Here is a 14972-nt window from a genome sequence, read left to right as displayed (position 1 = left end):
CGTTTTTTCTTAAAGTCTGCAAAGTTTCAATTTGTTGAAATTCAGTTAAATCTAATCTGATTTGAGAATTGAGAAAAGGATTGACTGTATAAGAGATAATAATAAACTGAAAATTATGGCCATAAGCCAGCCATCTACATCAAAACCTCCTACAAAACCATCGGCCAGGAAGATGATTATGGCATTAATCACCAGCAAAAATAATCCCAGGCTTAGGATGGTTACCGGAAGGGTAAGCAAAACTAATATAGGTTTCACTATAAAATTTAAAAGTGCAAGTACCAGGGCTACGATTATCGCAGTCACATAGCTGTCTACGCTCACTCCCGGAAGCAACTTGGCGAGGATAACCACAGCAAGTGCTGTTAGTAATAGCTTTAATATAAAATTCATAATTTTAAATATTGGTTCTTGGTAAAGTTGCAAAAAAAAGGCCGGGAGTTTCCCGACCTTTTTAAATTTTATATCAAATTTAATATTACTGCACGTTATTGTTTAAAGTTACCGTTCCATAACTTCCCACGTCTACTGCTGGTACATTCGAACCGTAGGTTGCATTGATCTCTTTTACAATCTCATTAGCAATTACCGCATATCCACGAGGAGTTAAATGTACGCCATCCAAAGAAAAAGCTCCTCCGGTAACAAATTGCGAAGTAATTGGCACTCCCTGATAAACGAGACCACCCTCTGAATCTATTTGACTTAACAATGAATTTGCATCCACTAAACCTAAAGAGAATTCCTGCGCAATAGCCGATATCGCACCGTTGTACTGTGCAGTCACCTGAGCCACCAATTGCTGTTCAGAAGAAGTTAGTACGTGTTGATCTCCCAACGGAACTGAAACCCCATTGACTAACATAGGATTATTATTTACCGTAGTTCCAATAAATCCAGCTGAAGTTAAAGGGATAAGATCTGAAGTTGTAGCCTGCCTTAACTGTCCCAAGAGTCCGGCTGTTTGAGCATCTAAATTAAAAGGAGGCTGTTGTAAAATTCCGGAAACATTCGTTAAATCTTCATCAGTCAGGGTTACAAAATTTTGAGTTCCTTCAGCAAAAATTATTTTTCTGCTATTAGCTTCTGCTTCAGTAATTACCCCTGCCTGCACCAAACCTGGCAATATTTGCGTATTGTAAGCTCCAAATTGAGCATTTAAAGCACCTGCAGTCGCGGCATCCAGAGGAATTGCGTTCGTAGGTACTACCTGAAAGAATGGAATATCAGCTACATTCGGAATATTGATCAATACTCCTTCTGCTCCATTTTCACCTCCGGCCAACTGACTAACTAAAGCGTTATAAACAAATGCAAAGGCATTTGGATCTGTAATATCATTTGGGCCATACTGGGTAAAATCGGTTACATTTTGTTGATACACTCCTGCTCCACCTGAAGTAGCAAAACTTAGAACATCATTATTACCAATCCATAGAGTAAAAAAAGTTGGATTTTGGGCTGCTGCATCAGCTAGCACAGTTGCATTTTCGGCAGAAGCAAATCTGGCAAAATATGGATTCGCTGCACCCGTGGCCACGCCTGCAACACTTCCGTATCCCGGAGCAAGCAAATGATAAGATTTAGCTCCCGGCACTCCCATATTATTAAAAGGACCGTCTGTTAATTTTTTCGTTACATCTGTAGTAGGCGCTGCACCTGTATATCTGGCAGGTCTGGCCGTAGCGAGAGACTCCCCTGCAAGTACAAATCTATTTTCGGCAATTTGAGTACCACCTAACAATAAACCACCGGTATTATCACTGACTAAAGGCTGAGTGAAGTCTTCTGTATCCTGTACAAGTGCAAATTTTTCTGCTAGAATATTAGGATATGAATTTTGTTGCCCGGTTATATAAAGAGCTCCATCGGCATAACCTGCAGTTAAGGAATTCCCAAGAGCTACATAGTTAGAAAAATCTGCCTCTCCATTACTATAAACTTCGCCGTCTTCAATTGGGTTTTCTAATTCCGGCTCGCAGGAAACAACCCCTAAAGCAAGAATAGCTATATATTTAAAATAGTTTTTCATCGTCAATTTATATTTTAATTGTTACACCTAGACCTGGTACAAAGGCACTGGATTTATAAGTCCCTTCGAACGGAACATTTTGACCGTTCTCCTGATAGAAATCGTAAGACTCATCGATCTCTTTAAATTTACTATATAGGAAAGAAGCATCAATTGCCACCTTATCGGTTACGTTTACTGAAAGACCTCCGGTGAAATTATTGGAATCGTTTCTAGGAGTTTCAGGAGCAAAATATCCTGATTGCACCGGTGATTCATCAAAATAATAACCTGCTCTTAAAGTAAACATTTCATTGGCAGTATATTGCAGGCCAAACCTATAAATAGAAGAATCTTCATATTCCCTTGGATTGGTTGAATCTGGAATATTAGGATTTGCAAAATCTACATCAAGGGATTCATATACTCCCCAGAAAGTCCTGTTATAATCAAAAGCAAATAACCATTGTTCGTTTAATTGATAAGATGCTCCAACAGTAAGTTCTGCCGGAAGAGGTAAAGTAGCATCAAATCGAGTATCTTCAAACGGAGTTAAAGGAGAATTAGGAATATTTTCAAAATCTGCATCTCCATCTTCAGCTTCCACAAGGATTTCTGAACGGTAATTCACCCCAATATTTAAGCTATCTATCGGGCTCCACATTACTCCGGCAGACCATCCAAATGCACTAACACCAGAAGCATCGATGGTCACATTAGAACGGTTCCCTTCAAGATCTGTAAGTGTTCTGTTTAGATTTCTGTTGAAATTTACTGAACCGCTCACATAGATAGGCCCACCACCTACAGCAAGATTATCTGTTATTTTATAAGAAGCTAACGCCTGCACGTAAATGGCAGACAATTCAATATCGTTTACCAGGTGTGATCCAGCCCAGTCCTTTTCCCACTCCACTGAACTCCCATAAGGAGTATAAGCAGCAAGCCCTACGCTAAATCTATCATTTAATTTATAAGAAAAATAAGCATAGAAAGGTGTTCCCACCGGGCTATCTGTCCTGGCACTTTGCCCAAACTCTTCATTTTGCCATACTACATCAGAGAATACAGCGCTCACCCCAACAGCAGCATTGATCTTGCTTTCAAGAAATACCAGTCCGGCAGGATTAAAAAAGGCCAATTCCGCATTGTTTATAACGGCAACACCCGTATGCCCCATTGCCAGTCCTCGTTGACCCTGTAGACTTACCCTGTAACCTCCGGCATAAGTAGTGGCGCCGGCCAGGATTAACAGGCCAAGTAAAAATAATTTTTTCATAATCATTGTATGATTTTATTTAACATGTCTAAAAAATCTCGTTTCAAAAATAGCACAAAATAGATTTTCCGCAACATTTCATCCATATTTATTATGCATACATAATAAATTTAGAAAGATTTTAAACAAATTGAATTACAGTACGATAGAATTCTTCCATTTTTTCAGCATGAACCCAATGCCCTGCATTCTGAATAGGTTCTATTTCAGCTTTCGGAAAATGCTTTTTTATTAGGTCTTCCTCTTCTTCTCCTATATAATTTGAAAGTTCCCCTTTGATAAACAGAACTGGTTTTTTATAAACGGCATCCTGAGGAAGTGCCCTCCCAATCTGTTCGATATTTGCCTTTAAGGCATCCAGGTTCATCCTTAACGAGAGTTGTTTTTTAGTTTTCCAATAGAGATTCTTCAGAAGAAAGAGCCTAACACCGGTTTCAGATATATATTCTTTTAAAAAGTCTTCAGCATCTCCCCTGGAAGTAAGCCGGGCTTCGTCCAGAGCCGTTAGTCCTTTTAATATTTGCTGATGATGCGGGGCATAATATTTGGGCGCTATATCTACTACAATTAATTTCTTCACCAGCGCCTCATTCTCGCAAGCCAGCAACATAGCTGTTTTCCCACCCATAGAATGGCCAATTACAGTAATATCATCCAAATCGTTCTGTTCGCAGTATTCTACAATATCATTAGCCATTAACTCATAAGAAAATTCATCACTATGCGGACTTTTCCCATGGTTTCTTTGATCTATAAGATGAACCTGGAAACCATCATCGGCAAATTTCTTTCCTAAAGTTTTCCAGTTATCACTCATACCCAAAAATCCGTGGAGGATCAATAGCGGCTTCCCTTCTCCTAATATTAATGAATGTAATTTCATTTATTTCAATAAATTTAAATATTGCTGAATCGTTTTTTCCAAACCTAGATAAAGTGCTTCTGAAATCAAAGCATGCCCAATTGAAACCTCATCCAGATAGGGAACATTTTCTTTAAAGAACCGGATGTTCTGTAATGAGAGATCGTGGCCGGCATTTATACCCAGGCCAAGCCTATGGGCTAATTCGGCACATTCAGTATACGGTTTGGCCGCATATGGATTTCCTTTCTCGTAATCTACAGCAAAAGCTTCGGTATATAATTCTATTCTATTGGTACCGGTTTTGGCAGCTCCTTCAATCATTTCCTGAACCGGATCTACAAAAATGGAAGTACGTATCCCTTTTGAATTGAATTCAGCAATAACTTCTTTTAAATAATCAAGATGTTTTATGGTGTTCCACCCCGCATTTGAAGTGATGGCATCTTCTGCATCTGGAACCAGGGTAACCTGGGCAGGCTTTACCTCCATTACCAAATCTATAAATTGTTGAATTGGTTTTCCCTCAATGTTAAATTCCGTAGCAAGAACAGGTTTTAGCTCCCGGGCATCGGCATAACGTATATGCCTTTCGTCTGGCCGGGGATGGACTGTAATGCCTTCAGCACCAAAAGATTCTATATTCCTGGCAGCTTCTAAAACATTGGGCATATTTCCACCACGGGCATTTCTTAAAGTGGCGATCTTATTAATATTTACGCTTAATTTCGTCATTATTAGCTCGTTTTATTAACAAAAATACAAAGTGCAGTCTGCTTCAATGAATTTTATTTTAATTAATTTGCATAAAAGGATTTGATAAAATGAGTTTGAAAGAATACATATTAAATGATGTTGGGATCATCAATCTCACCGAGAAAATTGGTGATGTTCAGAAGCTTTTTAACCAGTTAACCTTTACACACCTCCCCGTAGAGAGTGAAGGGACTTATATTGGATGCATCTCAGAAAATGACGTAAGATGTTTTGATAATGATAAATCTTTAGATGAGTATCGTTATGCCCTGGAAGGCTTTTTTGTGAAGGAAGGAAATTACTGGTTAGACAGCCTGGAAACCTTTGCGCAAAACAACTCTAATATTCTACCGGTATTAGATGAAGACAACTCGTATTTAGGCTATGTTGAATTAAATGAGATGATTTCTCTTTTTAAAGAAACTCCTTTTCTCCACGAACCCGGTAATATCCTCGTTATTGAAAAAGCTTTTAAAGATTATACCTTTGGTGAGGTAAGCCAAATAGTAGAATCAAACAATGCGCACCTTTTAGGGGCTTTTGTCTCTAAAATAGAAAATGATATGGCCGAGATCACATTAAAAATTACTCCTTCGGGCATGAACGAGATCATACAGTCATTTAGGAGATATGGCTATCTTATAATTTCAGAACACCAGGAAGACGCCTTCAACAAAAACCTGAAAGATCGTTCAAAATACCTGGATAAATACCTGAATATATAATTTATGAAAATAGGCATTTACGGTCAGTTTTATCACACCAATGCAGCTCAATATATTGGCCAGCTTCTAGAATTGCTGGATCAAAAGAACATCGAAGTTTTTATTGAAGAAGATTTTCTTAAACTTATTCATAGCAATAACAGAATTGAAAAGGATTATAAACACTTTAGTGCATTTGAAGAGCTGGACAACTCGTTTGACCTTTTCTTTTGTATTGGTGGCGATGGAACTATCTTAAAATCCATCAATTATATTCGGAATCTGGATATTCCCATTGTTGGAATTAATACGGGAAGGCTCGGGTTTCTGGCAACTATTCAGAAAGAGCAAATAGAAAGCACTTTAGGAGAAATTTTAGAAAAAAAGTTCAGCCTTTCCCCGCGATCGGTTTTAACAATGCAAACCAATCCTAAAAATCATGACCCGGTATTTTCCCATATCGCATTAAATGAAATTGCGGTTAGCAGAAAAAACACCACTTCCATGATTACCGTAGATACCTGGCTGGATGATCAATACCTCACTTCTTATTGGGCCGATGGATTAATTATTTCCACACCCACAGGATCTACAGGCTACTCTTTAAGTTGCGGTGGTCCGGTAATTACCCCAGATGCAGATTCGCTGGTGATCACTCCCATTGCCCCTCATAATTTAAACGCAAGACCTCTAGTTATAAGGGACCACACCAGTATAAAGCTAAAAGTCTCTGGTAGGGGAAAAGAACATTTAGTCTCTATGGATTCCAGAATCGCTACCCTGCAAAACGATACCGAGATCATTATAAAAAAGGCCCCTTACACTATAAATTTTGTGGAATTACAGGAAGATAGTTTCTTAAACACGCTCAGAAAAAAATTACTCTGGGGTGAGGACAAACGTAATTAAGCAATAAAAACTTTCAAAAACTGTTTATACGTATGTACAAATCTGTTCAAATTATTGCAGAGCGAGCAGAATTGTTATATTTGCAAACTTTTGAAAACCTATGAGGTACCTAATCGCATTTGTGGTAATGGCATTTTTATCGATCAATTCCTACGCTCAAAGATTTGAGATAGGGGCCTTTGCCGGCGGCGCAAATTTTATTGGAGATGTGGGAAAAACCAATTATATCCTCCCGAATACACCCGTGGGAGGTTTAATTGCCAAATGGAACAGAAGCTCGAGGCATGCATTAAGATTAAGTCTTCTTTACGCAGAAATTGCTGCAGATGATGAAAAATCTAACGACACAAGGAGACAACAACGAGGTTATTCTTTCGAAAATACTATTGCCGAAGCTTCCTTAGGACTGGAATTTAATTTTTTTGATTTTGACCTTAGCGAACCCTTGCCTCAAAGCACTCCCTATTTATATACGGGTATCACGTATTTTAGGGCAGATCATCTTTGGCTTAAGAACGGGAGGGCCAATAATTTAGTAAATGAAGGCACCAATTGGGAATTTGCAATTCCCATGGTGATGGGGTATAAAGAGGCAGTAACAGAGCACATTATTGGAGCCATAGAAATTGGTGCAAGATATACCTTTAGTGACAATTTAGACGGTAGCTGGCCTGAGGAATTATTAGGCAGAAGAGAGCCAGCCGCTGAATTTGGAAATAGAAATACAGATGACTGGTATGTTTTTACCGGTATAACATTCACATTTACATTTGGGCGAAGGCCATGTTATTGCTTTTAAATGAAATATAGAGACAATTTAAACCTTAATAAGTTACCCGCACATATCGCCATCATAATGGATGGTAATGGTCGTTGGGCTAAACAAAAAGGTTTCCTTAGGGCTTCAGGGCATAAAGAAGGCACCAAAGCAGTAAGGGATATTGTTGAAGGCTGTGCAGAAATTGGAGTGAAAAATCTAACGCTCTATGCATTTTCTACGGAAAATTGGAACAGACCAAAACTTGAGGTGGATACTTTAATGAAACTTCTTGTTTCCTCCCTGAAAAAAGAAATAAAAACTTTAAAGGAGAACAACATTAAGCTTAATTGCATAGGCAATATAGCCAGCCTTCCAAAGAAAGCCAGACAGGAATTACTGGATGTGATTAAAAAAACTGCAGATAATACCCATATGACCTTAACCCTGGCATTAAGTTACGGGAGTCGCGAGGAAATCACCAGTTGCATAACGCAAATCGCAACGAAGGTTAAAAGTGGAGAATTATCTGAAAATGCTATTGATGAATCAGTTATAAATGAGCATCTTTACACCCGAAATTTACCAGATGTGGATCTTTTAATCCGCACCAGTGGTGAACAACGCATAAGCAACTTCCTGTTATGGCAGATTGCTTATGCAGAATTGTATTTTACGAAAATCTTATGGCCGGACTACCGAAGGGAAGATCTCTATGAAGCCATATACAACTATCAAAACAGAGAAAGAAGATTTGGAAAAACAAGTGAGCAACTCAGTTAGTGCATTCATGACGAAGAAGATTTTTACACTTTTTGCATTTTTTTTCATATTCAGCATAGCTGCCCAAGCACAAGACCTACCCCTTGGCGATTCTAAAAAATATACCATTGGAGATATTAAGGTTACCGGTACTACTACTTACAATGAGAAAACGGTAATTGCATATACCGGCTTAAAAAAAGGAGAAGAAATTTTTATTCCCGGCGAGAAGTTACGTGATGTAATTAACAAGCTTTGGAAACTCGATCTTTTTAGCGACATCAATTTCTATATTACGAATGTAGAAGGCAATGTTGCAGATCTTGAACTGGAGATAAAGGAAGTGCCTGTTTTGAATCAGGTTAAATTCGCCGGTATCAAGAAAAAAAGTGAAAGAGAAGATCTTATAGACGAAAATAATCTTAAGCCTGGGGTTAAAGTAACCGAAAACTTTATCACAACTACTCAAAACTATATTCAGAATAAATATAAAAAAGAAGGATATTTTAATACTGAAGTAGATATAAGGACTTCTGAAGTAGTGGATACCACCAATTCAAATAAAGTGAATATGGTTGTAGACATAGATCAGGGAGACCGTGTTAAGATCACAGATATTGATTTTGTTGGTAATGAAAAGCTTTCTGATGCGAAACTAAAACGCAACATGAAGAACACGAAGCAGAAGAATTTCTTCAGATTCTGGAAGCGATCAAAATTTGTGAGAGCAGATTACCAGGAAGATAAAACTTCAATAATCGATAAATATAAAGAAGAAGGATATAGGGATGCCAGAATAATTTCAGACACGCTATTAAAAATAGATGATGAAAACATCGCATTGAAGATAGAACTGGAGGAAGGGAATCAATATTATATTGGAAATATTAATTTTTTAGGAAATTCAGCCTATACAGATGAGCAGCTGGGCAGAGTTCTTGGCCTTGAGAAAGGAGATGTTTATAACGGTGTTCTTATAGATGAAAGGATTCAGGGAAGAGAACCAAATAAAACATCAGTGTCTAACCTCTATCAGAATAATGGATATTTATTTTCTAACATCGATCTCGTAGAAACAAATGTTTATAATGATACTATAGATTTTGAAGTAAGGATCATTGAAGGAAAAGAAGCCTTTTTTGATGAAATTCGTGTAACTGGAAACGATAAAACCAAAGATCATGTAATCTATCGTGAGTTAAGAACGAAACCTGGCCAGAAATACAGTCAGGAAGCTGTGGTAGCCACTGTTCGGGAATTAGGTGCCCTTGGATTTTTTGATGCAGAGCAACTAAATCCAGAATTTGTAGATCCAGATCCCAGAGAAGGAACTTTAAGCCTGGAATATCAGGTGGTTGAGGCCGGTGCCAGCCAGATCGAACTCCAGGGAGGTTATGGTGGCGGAGGTTTTATAGGAACCCTGGGTCTTTCCTTTAATAACTTTTCTATCCAAGGGCTTTTTGATAAGGATGCTTACAAGCCAATCCCTATGGGAGATGGGCAAACCTTATCCTTAAGGGCTCAGGCCAGCACGTTCTACCAAACTTACAGTCTTTCTTTCAGAGAGCCATGGCTAGGTGGGAAAAGACCGGTAAGCCTTTCTACTTCTTTTAGTTATACCAGGCAGTTTTTATTTGATTATATTGAAAGGGAAGCCGATAAATCCAGAAGCTTTGATATTTTAGGTGTAAGTATAGGTTTGGCCAAACGTTTAAAAGAGCCAGATCAATATGCCACAATCTCTAATCTTGTCGGCTTCCAGAGATATAACCTTAATAATTATAATACCGGGTTATTCACTTTTGGTAATGGTCATTCCAACAACCTCTATTATCAGCTTGGGATTACCAGGGACAATACTGGTGTAAACCCAATATTTCCAACCGTAGGTTCCAAATTTGCCTTTACCGCCAAACTAACTCCTCCTTACTCTTTATGGAACGGGGTGGATTATGGAAATCTTGAAAACCTCGATGAATTCCAGTTAAGGGATGATGATGGTAACCTTATAAATGAGCAGGGACAACGGGTTACACGAGAGAATTCTGTAGCTGACCAGGAAAAGGTAGATCAGAAAAAATATAACTGGCTGGAATTTTATAAAATTAAACTGAATGGAGACTGGTACGAGACCTTAGCGAGTTTTGGACCTAGTAGCAATCTGGTACTTAGAACGCATGCCGAATTTGGTTTCTTAGGGGCATATAACAATGAACGAGGAGTGCCTCCTTTTGAACGGTTTTACCTTGGAGGGGATGGATTAGGTGCCTATAGTTTAGATGGAAGAGAAACTATACAATTAAGAGGTTACCCGAACCAATCTGTTGTTCCTTTAGACAGACCTGTAGATGAAAGGGATGATGGAGCTGTGATCTATAACAAATACTCTTTAGAGCTACGTTTTCCAATTACTTTAAAACCTGCAGCCTCCATTTATGCTCTTTCATTTTTAGAAGCAGGAGCTACATATGACAATTTTAGGGATTATAATCCGTTTCAATTAAATAGATCTGCAGGTGTGGGGCTACGAATTTTTATGCCAACGTTCGGGTTATTAGGTATTGACTTTGGTTATGGATTTGACGAAATTGTGGGTCAGCAAGGTCCAAATGGATGGGAAACGCATTTTATAATCGGACAGCAGTTTTAGATTGGCACGATATTTTCTATATTCGATTTAAATGAAAAAAAGAATATTCTTTATAGCATTAATCACGGCGCTTGGCTTTTCATCGGTCACTGCGCAAAAAAGCATCAGGCTGGGTTATATAGATATGGAATATATTCTTGAGAACGTACCAGAATATCAGGAAGCAAGCAGGCAATTAGATAGCCGCGTTCAGGAATGGAAAATGGAAGCTGAAGCTAAAATGCAAAAAGTGAAAGACATGAGAACCAGGTTGGACAATGAAAGGGCGCTGCTAACAAAGGAACTAATTGAAGAACGTGAAGGAGAAATTGCTTATATGGAGCAGCAGGCATTAGAATATCAACAAAACAGGTTTGGGCCTAACGGGGATTATATGATTCAGAAAAAGCAATTGGTAAGGCCAATTCAGGATCAGGTTTTCACCGCTGTGCAACAAATTGCTGAAAATAGAAATCTCGATTTTGTTTTTGACCGTACCGCAGATATTGGAATAATATATGCAGACCAACAATACGATGTAAGTGAAACTGTGCTTAGAACCATTAAGCGTACAGCCAACCGCGAACAATTGGAGAACAAAGATGAGATCAAAGAGTTCGAACAGGAAGAAAACAGGACGGTAGAACAGGATAAAGAAATTACTGAGAGAGAAGCGCTGGTAGAAGAAAGAAAATCTGAACGCGAAGCAATTCTTGAACAAAAGAAAAGGGAAAGAGATTCTTTAAAAGCTGCAAGGCAAAAAGAATTTGAAGAAAGAAGAGCACAAATACTTGCAGAGAGAGAAAGAAAACGAGACTCAATCCTTAAGTCCAGAGAAAAGAAAAACGATACAATAAACTAAATTTTTTAAACCTTAAATTAAACTTAACGAAGATTACAATGAAACAATTCAGAACACTTTTTATAGCTTTAGCTTTAATGATTGGCGCTACGGCTTTTACAAATGCACAGTCTAAAGTTGCCCATATTGCCACCCAGGAACTGGTACAGGATTTACCGGAATATAAAGGCGCCATGGATCAGCTTGAAAAATTAGAGAAGACTTATGATGCAGAGATAAAAGATATGTTATCTGAAGCTCAAAGCACTATGCAGCGTTACGAAGCAGAAGCTAATACAAAGTCTGAAGAAGAGAACCAGAAGAGAGCTACAGAACTTCAGGCTGCTCAAAGAAGAATTCAGGAGCATAGCGCTAAAGCAAGACAGGACCTTCAGAAAAAAGAGACTGACCTGCTTAGACCTATCCTGGAAAAAGTACGTACTGCTATCCAAAAGGTAGCCAGAGCTAAAGGATACGATTATGTATTGGATTCTACTACAGGAACAGGAGTACTTCTTGCTGATGGTTATAATCTAATGCCAGACGTGAAAAAAGAATTAGGAATGTAATTTCCACCTATTTCAATAAATAATAAAAAACTGCGTGCATACTTGTGCGCAGTTTTTATTTTTGTAGCTATATGAATGATCCCAGACCTATTGGTATTTTTGATTCCGGCGTTGGCGGCACATCTATCTGGCAGGAAATTCATCAGCTCCTACCACTGGAAAAAACCATTTATTTATCTGATAGTGCAAATGCACCCTACGGTATAAAAACCCAGGAGGAGATTATAGGTTTATCCATAAAGAATACTGAAAGGCTTCTGAAGATGGATTGCAAGTTAATTGTGGTGGCCTGTAATACCGCTACCACCAATGCCATAAAAGTTCTCCGTTCTGCTTACGACATACCTTTTATTGGTATAGAACCGGCTATTAAACCCGCTGCTTTAAAAAGTGCCAACAAGGCTATTGGTATTCTTGCCACCCGTGGAACACTTACCAGCGAACTTTTTGCCCAAACTTCTGAAATTTACACTAAAGATATCCATGTGATCGAGGTAGAAGGAAATGGTCTTGTAGAACTTATTGAAGGTGGAAAAAAAGATGCTGCAGAAACTAAAGATTTACTGCAAAAATTGCTGGCTCCTATGATCAGGGCTAAAATAGATTACCTGGTGCTTGGATGCAGTCATTACCCTTATCTTATCCCTTCATTGTATGAAATTCTTCCTCGGGAAGTTGAAATCATAGATTCAGGTGAGGCGGTGGCGAAGCAAGCAAAGGCCGTGCTTTTCAATAATAATTTATTAAATACAGATAAAAGCGGAAGCAAAATCCCTGAATTTTATAGCAATATCAATCCGCAGGTCCTTTCACAGATTATTCAGGCTGAAAAGAATGGCTACAAAGTAGCTAAAATGGATTTCTAATTATTTATCGCCGGACAGTTACAATTATAGCGCTTCCTGCTTTCTCCAAAATTATATCCCAGAGTAATTTGATGAAAGCCACCATTGCTCAAAACAATGGAATTTAACTGATAACTGTAGGTATATCCGAACACAAACTTCTTATAATTCAGCCCTACAAAAGGAGTGATATATCTTAATTGCTGATTTTCCACTTCCTGCCCATTTTGGGTAAACTCAGCTCCTTCAAAACTATTTCTGTAAGACAAACCTCCCCATAGTTTTCCATTTTCCAATTCATAATAAGCTTTTGCATTCACATCTAAAGCTGTTTCACTGGTAGCCTCCCTGGCCTGTAAAAGAATTGAGGGTTCAAAACTCCAGGGGTCGTATGGATTGAGGGTAAACACATATCCCGCAGAAAAAAGATATTTTCGCATATTACTGGGAACGGCATCTGAATAGAAAAGCTCCCTTCTTATTGAAAGGATGTTTTTGGCCGCAAAATGAAAATATAAATCACTCACGTAATAAGAGATCCCGAAATCCATATTTGCAAAAATGTCTGAATTTTGATTACCAATTAAGGGGTCAAACCTATTAAAATTGCTGATATCCAGGCTATGCTGAATTATCCCTGCGCTAATTCCAAATGATAATTGATTCAAATTTACCGTACTTCGGGAAAACATGAGATGATATGCAAAAGTAGCATAGGCCCCCAGTTTAGAAAAGTTACCGTTTTCATCCCTAAAAAGGATACCTCCAACTCCAATTTTATCATTTAACCGGGAATTATAAGCAAGGGTTTGTAAGTTGGGTGGATCCTCCACGTCAAACCACTGCTGCCTGGCGGTTAATCTAATTTTATCATAATTAGAAGCACCGGCCATGGAGGGATGGATGAGGTAAAGATTATCTGTAAGGTAATCTGAGTAGGTAGGAATGATTTCCTGCGCCTTTAATGTTGTATGATTTACAAAAAAAGTCAACACTAAAAACCAGAAATATTTTAGAACGGCAGGACGCTTTAAAAAACATCCAAAGATATAAGTATTCCTCCCCATAAAGGATGTAAATATATGTATTAGCTGATTTTTCTTTAGTATTTTTGTCAAAATTTTTGAGATGAAAGATTTCACTATCAATATAGTAAGAACCACGACGCCTTCCATAGTTAAATTCGAGGCCAATAAATTCCTTACCCGCCACGAGAACTTTGAGTTTAAAAATATTGATGAGGCGTCCAGATCCCCTCTTGCGCAACAATTATTTTACCTGCCATTTGTAAAAACGGTTTATATCGCGCAAAATTTTATTGCCATTGAAAAATATGATATTGTGGAATGGGATGATGTGGAAAAAGAAGTTGCTGAGCAAATAGAGACTTACCTGAGCAAAGGTGGCGAAGTGATAAAAGAAGTAAAAGCTTCAACCGGAAAAGTACCAGTAACGGTTTATGCTGAAAGCACTCCAAATCCTGCGGTAATGAAATTCGTAGCCAATAAAAAGCTGGTATTACAGGCAGCGGAATTCAAAAATATAGATGATGCCAAAAATGCTCCACTGGTTCAGAAATTATTTCATTTCCCATTTGTAAAAGAGGTATTTATTGATGAGAACTATGTCTCAATTCAAAAGTACGATATAGCTGGATGGGAAGAAATCACGATGGAACTGCGTGAATTTATAAAGAATTATATCGAAGAAGGCAATGAGGTGCTAAATGCCGAAACCGTGGAAGCCTCGAAAAACTCCTCTCCAGAGCAGGAAAATAAACCTGCTGAGTTTGAAGATCTGGATGATACTTCTCAGCAAATTGTAGCGATTCTGGATGAATATATAAAACCTGCGGTAGCAAGTGATGGCGGGAATATACTTTTCGACAGTTATAATGAGGAGAATAAAACGGTAAAGGTTATTCTCCAGGGAGCCTGCAGTGGCTGCCCTTCTTCCACCATGACCCTTAAAAGCGGTATTGAAACTATGCTAAGGGATATGTTAAGAGGAAAAGTAGACTACGTGGAAGCTGTAAATGGTTAATTGCC

Annotated in this window: 15 protein-coding genes; 9 read left to right on the top strand and 6 right to left on the bottom strand. The window is 38.3% G+C overall.

Annotated features, from left to right (window positions below; genetic code table 11):
- Positions 1–51: 51 nt before the first annotated feature.
- The 5 genes from Q1K34_RS12470 to Q1K34_RS12450 form a co-directional block, all read right to left on the bottom strand.
- Complete coding sequence (locus Q1K34_RS12470; RefSeq protein ID WP_300439302.1) at positions 52–393, bottom strand: phage holin family protein; 342 nt, start codon at positions 391–393, stop codon at positions 52–54.
- An 85-nt stretch (positions 394–478) separates the two neighbouring features.
- Entirely contained in the window at positions 479–2032 is a 1554-nt protein-coding gene (locus Q1K34_RS12465) for a G-D-S-L family lipolytic protein (protein ID WP_300439299.1), read from the bottom strand.
- Between the two features lie 7 nt (positions 2033–2039).
- Positions 2040–3290 carry an OmpP1/FadL family transporter gene (locus Q1K34_RS12460; protein ID WP_300439295.1) on the bottom strand — a complete coding sequence of 417 codons (1251 nt, stop codon included), beginning with the start codon at positions 3288–3290 and terminating at the stop codon, positions 2040–2042.
- Positions 3291–3411: 121 nt separating this feature from the next.
- Positions 3412–4173, bottom strand: coding sequence for an alpha/beta fold hydrolase (locus Q1K34_RS12455; RefSeq protein ID WP_300439292.1), 762 nt, complete (start codon positions 4171–4173; stop codon positions 3412–3414).
- The gene (locus tag Q1K34_RS12450) at positions 4174–4887 is read right to left on the bottom strand and encodes a pyridoxine 5'-phosphate synthase (RefSeq protein WP_300439289.1); all 714 of its coding nucleotides are present in this window, start codon (positions 4885–4887) and stop codon (positions 4174–4176) included.
- A gap of 89 nt (positions 4888–4976) precedes the next feature.
- Here Q1K34_RS12450 and Q1K34_RS12445 point away from each other — a divergent pair, with 89 nt between their 5' ends.
- The 8 genes from Q1K34_RS12445 to murI all read left to right on the top strand — a co-directional run bounded on the left by Q1K34_RS12445 (position 4977) and on the right by murI (position 12945).
- The gene (locus Q1K34_RS12445; RefSeq protein WP_300439286.1) at positions 4977–5633 is read left to right on the top strand and encodes a CBS domain-containing protein; all 657 of its coding nucleotides are present in this window, start codon (positions 4977–4979) and stop codon (positions 5631–5633) included.
- A gap of 3 nt (positions 5634–5636) precedes the next feature.
- Positions 5637–6521, top strand: a complete 885-nt coding sequence (locus Q1K34_RS12440; protein ID WP_300439283.1) for an NAD kinase — start codon at positions 5637–5639, stop codon at positions 6519–6521.
- 100 nt (positions 6522–6621) lie between these two features.
- Positions 6622–7320, top strand: coding sequence for a DUF6089 family protein (locus tag Q1K34_RS12435; protein ID WP_300439281.1), 699 nt, complete (start codon positions 6622–6624; stop codon positions 7318–7320).
- Positions 7321–8061 carry an isoprenyl transferase gene (locus tag Q1K34_RS12430; protein ID WP_300439278.1) on the top strand — a complete coding sequence of 247 codons (741 nt, stop codon included), beginning with the start codon at positions 7321–7323 and terminating at the stop codon, positions 8059–8061.
- 7 nt (positions 8062–8068) lie between these two features.
- A complete protein-coding gene (locus Q1K34_RS12425; RefSeq protein ID WP_300439275.1) occupies positions 8069–10690 on the top strand; it encodes a POTRA domain-containing protein in 2622 nt (873 codons plus the stop codon).
- Positions 10691–10721: 31 nt separating this feature from the next.
- The gene (locus tag Q1K34_RS12420) at positions 10722–11531 is read left to right on the top strand and encodes an OmpH family outer membrane protein (RefSeq protein WP_300439272.1); all 810 of its coding nucleotides are present in this window, start codon (positions 10722–10724) and stop codon (positions 11529–11531) included.
- Between the two features lie 38 nt (positions 11532–11569).
- Positions 11570–12079 carry an OmpH family outer membrane protein gene (locus tag Q1K34_RS12415; RefSeq protein WP_300439269.1) on the top strand — a complete coding sequence of 170 codons (510 nt, stop codon included), beginning with the start codon at positions 11570–11572 and terminating at the stop codon, positions 12077–12079.
- Positions 12080–12150: 71 nt separating this feature from the next.
- A complete protein-coding gene (murI, locus tag Q1K34_RS12410) occupies positions 12151–12945 on the top strand; it encodes a glutamate racemase (protein WP_300439266.1) in 795 nt (264 codons plus the stop codon).
- On the opposite strand, the gene Q1K34_RS12405 is transcribed toward murI, so the two are convergent.
- Positions 12942–13991 carry a type IX secretion system membrane protein PorP/SprF gene (locus Q1K34_RS12405; protein ID WP_300439352.1) on the bottom strand — a complete coding sequence of 350 codons (1050 nt, stop codon included), beginning with the start codon at positions 13989–13991 and terminating at the stop codon, positions 12942–12944. The two genes, murI and Q1K34_RS12405, sit on opposite strands and share 4 nt — an antisense overlap.
- A 61-nt stretch (positions 13992–14052) precedes the next feature.
- Between Q1K34_RS12405 and Q1K34_RS12400 the strand changes: the two genes are divergently transcribed.
- On the top strand, positions 14053–14967 hold the full coding sequence (locus tag Q1K34_RS12400; RefSeq protein ID WP_300439263.1) for a NifU family protein: 915 nt from the start codon (positions 14053–14055) through the stop codon (positions 14965–14967).
- The last annotated feature ends 5 nt before the right edge of the window (positions 14968–14972 follow it).

It is taken from the genome of Christiangramia sp. (assembly GCF_029937855.1).
Classification (GTDB): domain Bacteria; phylum Bacteroidota; class Bacteroidia; order Flavobacteriales; family Flavobacteriaceae; genus Christiangramia.
Note: the sequence above shows the minus strand (reverse complement) of the source record. Positions and strands in the feature narration are given on the sequence as shown.

What these genes read in the sequence shown, in the direction of transcription:
- Q1K34_RS12420 (WP_300439272.1), top strand. Translation starts at nt 10,722, where the DNA reads ATGAAAAAAAGAATATTCTTTATAGCATTAATCACGGCGCTTGGCTTT.
- Q1K34_RS12405 (WP_300439352.1), bottom strand. Translation starts at nt 13,991, where the DNA reads ATGGGGAGGAATACTTATATCTTTGGATGTTTTTTAAAGCGTCCTGCC.
- Q1K34_RS12435 (WP_300439281.1), top strand. Translation starts at nt 6,622, where the DNA reads ATGAGGTACCTAATCGCATTTGTGGTAATGGCATTTTTATCGATCAAT.
- Q1K34_RS12440 (WP_300439283.1), top strand. Translation starts at nt 5,637, where the DNA reads ATGAAAATAGGCATTTACGGTCAGTTTTATCACACCAATGCAGCTCAA.
- Q1K34_RS12455 (WP_300439292.1), bottom strand. Translation starts at nt 4,173, where the DNA reads ATGAAATTACATTCATTAATATTAGGAGAAGGGAAGCCGCTATTGATC.
- Q1K34_RS12450 (WP_300439289.1), bottom strand. Translation starts at nt 4,887, where the DNA reads ATGACGAAATTAAGCGTAAATATTAATAAGATCGCCACTTTAAGAAAT.
- Q1K34_RS12430 (WP_300439278.1), top strand. Translation starts at nt 7,321, where the DNA reads ATGAAATATAGAGACAATTTAAACCTTAATAAGTTACCCGCACATATC.
- Q1K34_RS12470 (WP_300439302.1), bottom strand. Translation starts at nt 393, where the DNA reads ATGAATTTTATATTAAAGCTATTACTAACAGCACTTGCTGTGGTTATC.
- Q1K34_RS12465 (WP_300439299.1), bottom strand. Translation starts at nt 2,032, where the DNA reads ATGAAAAACTATTTTAAATATATAGCTATTCTTGCTTTAGGGGTTGTT.
- Q1K34_RS12415 (WP_300439269.1), top strand. Translation starts at nt 11,570, where the DNA reads ATGAAACAATTCAGAACACTTTTTATAGCTTTAGCTTTAATGATTGGC.
- Q1K34_RS12460 (WP_300439295.1), bottom strand. Translation starts at nt 3,290, where the DNA reads ATGAAAAAATTATTTTTACTTGGCCTGTTAATCCTGGCCGGCGCCACT.
- Q1K34_RS12445 (WP_300439286.1), top strand. Translation starts at nt 4,977, where the DNA reads ATGAGTTTGAAAGAATACATATTAAATGATGTTGGGATCATCAATCTC.
- Q1K34_RS12425 (WP_300439275.1), top strand. Translation starts at nt 8,069, where the DNA reads ATGACGAAGAAGATTTTTACACTTTTTGCATTTTTTTTCATATTCAGC.
- murI (WP_300439266.1), top strand. Translation starts at nt 12,151, where the DNA reads ATGAATGATCCCAGACCTATTGGTATTTTTGATTCCGGCGTTGGCGGC.
- Q1K34_RS12400 (WP_300439263.1), top strand. Translation starts at nt 14,053, where the DNA reads ATGAAAGATTTCACTATCAATATAGTAAGAACCACGACGCCTTCCATA.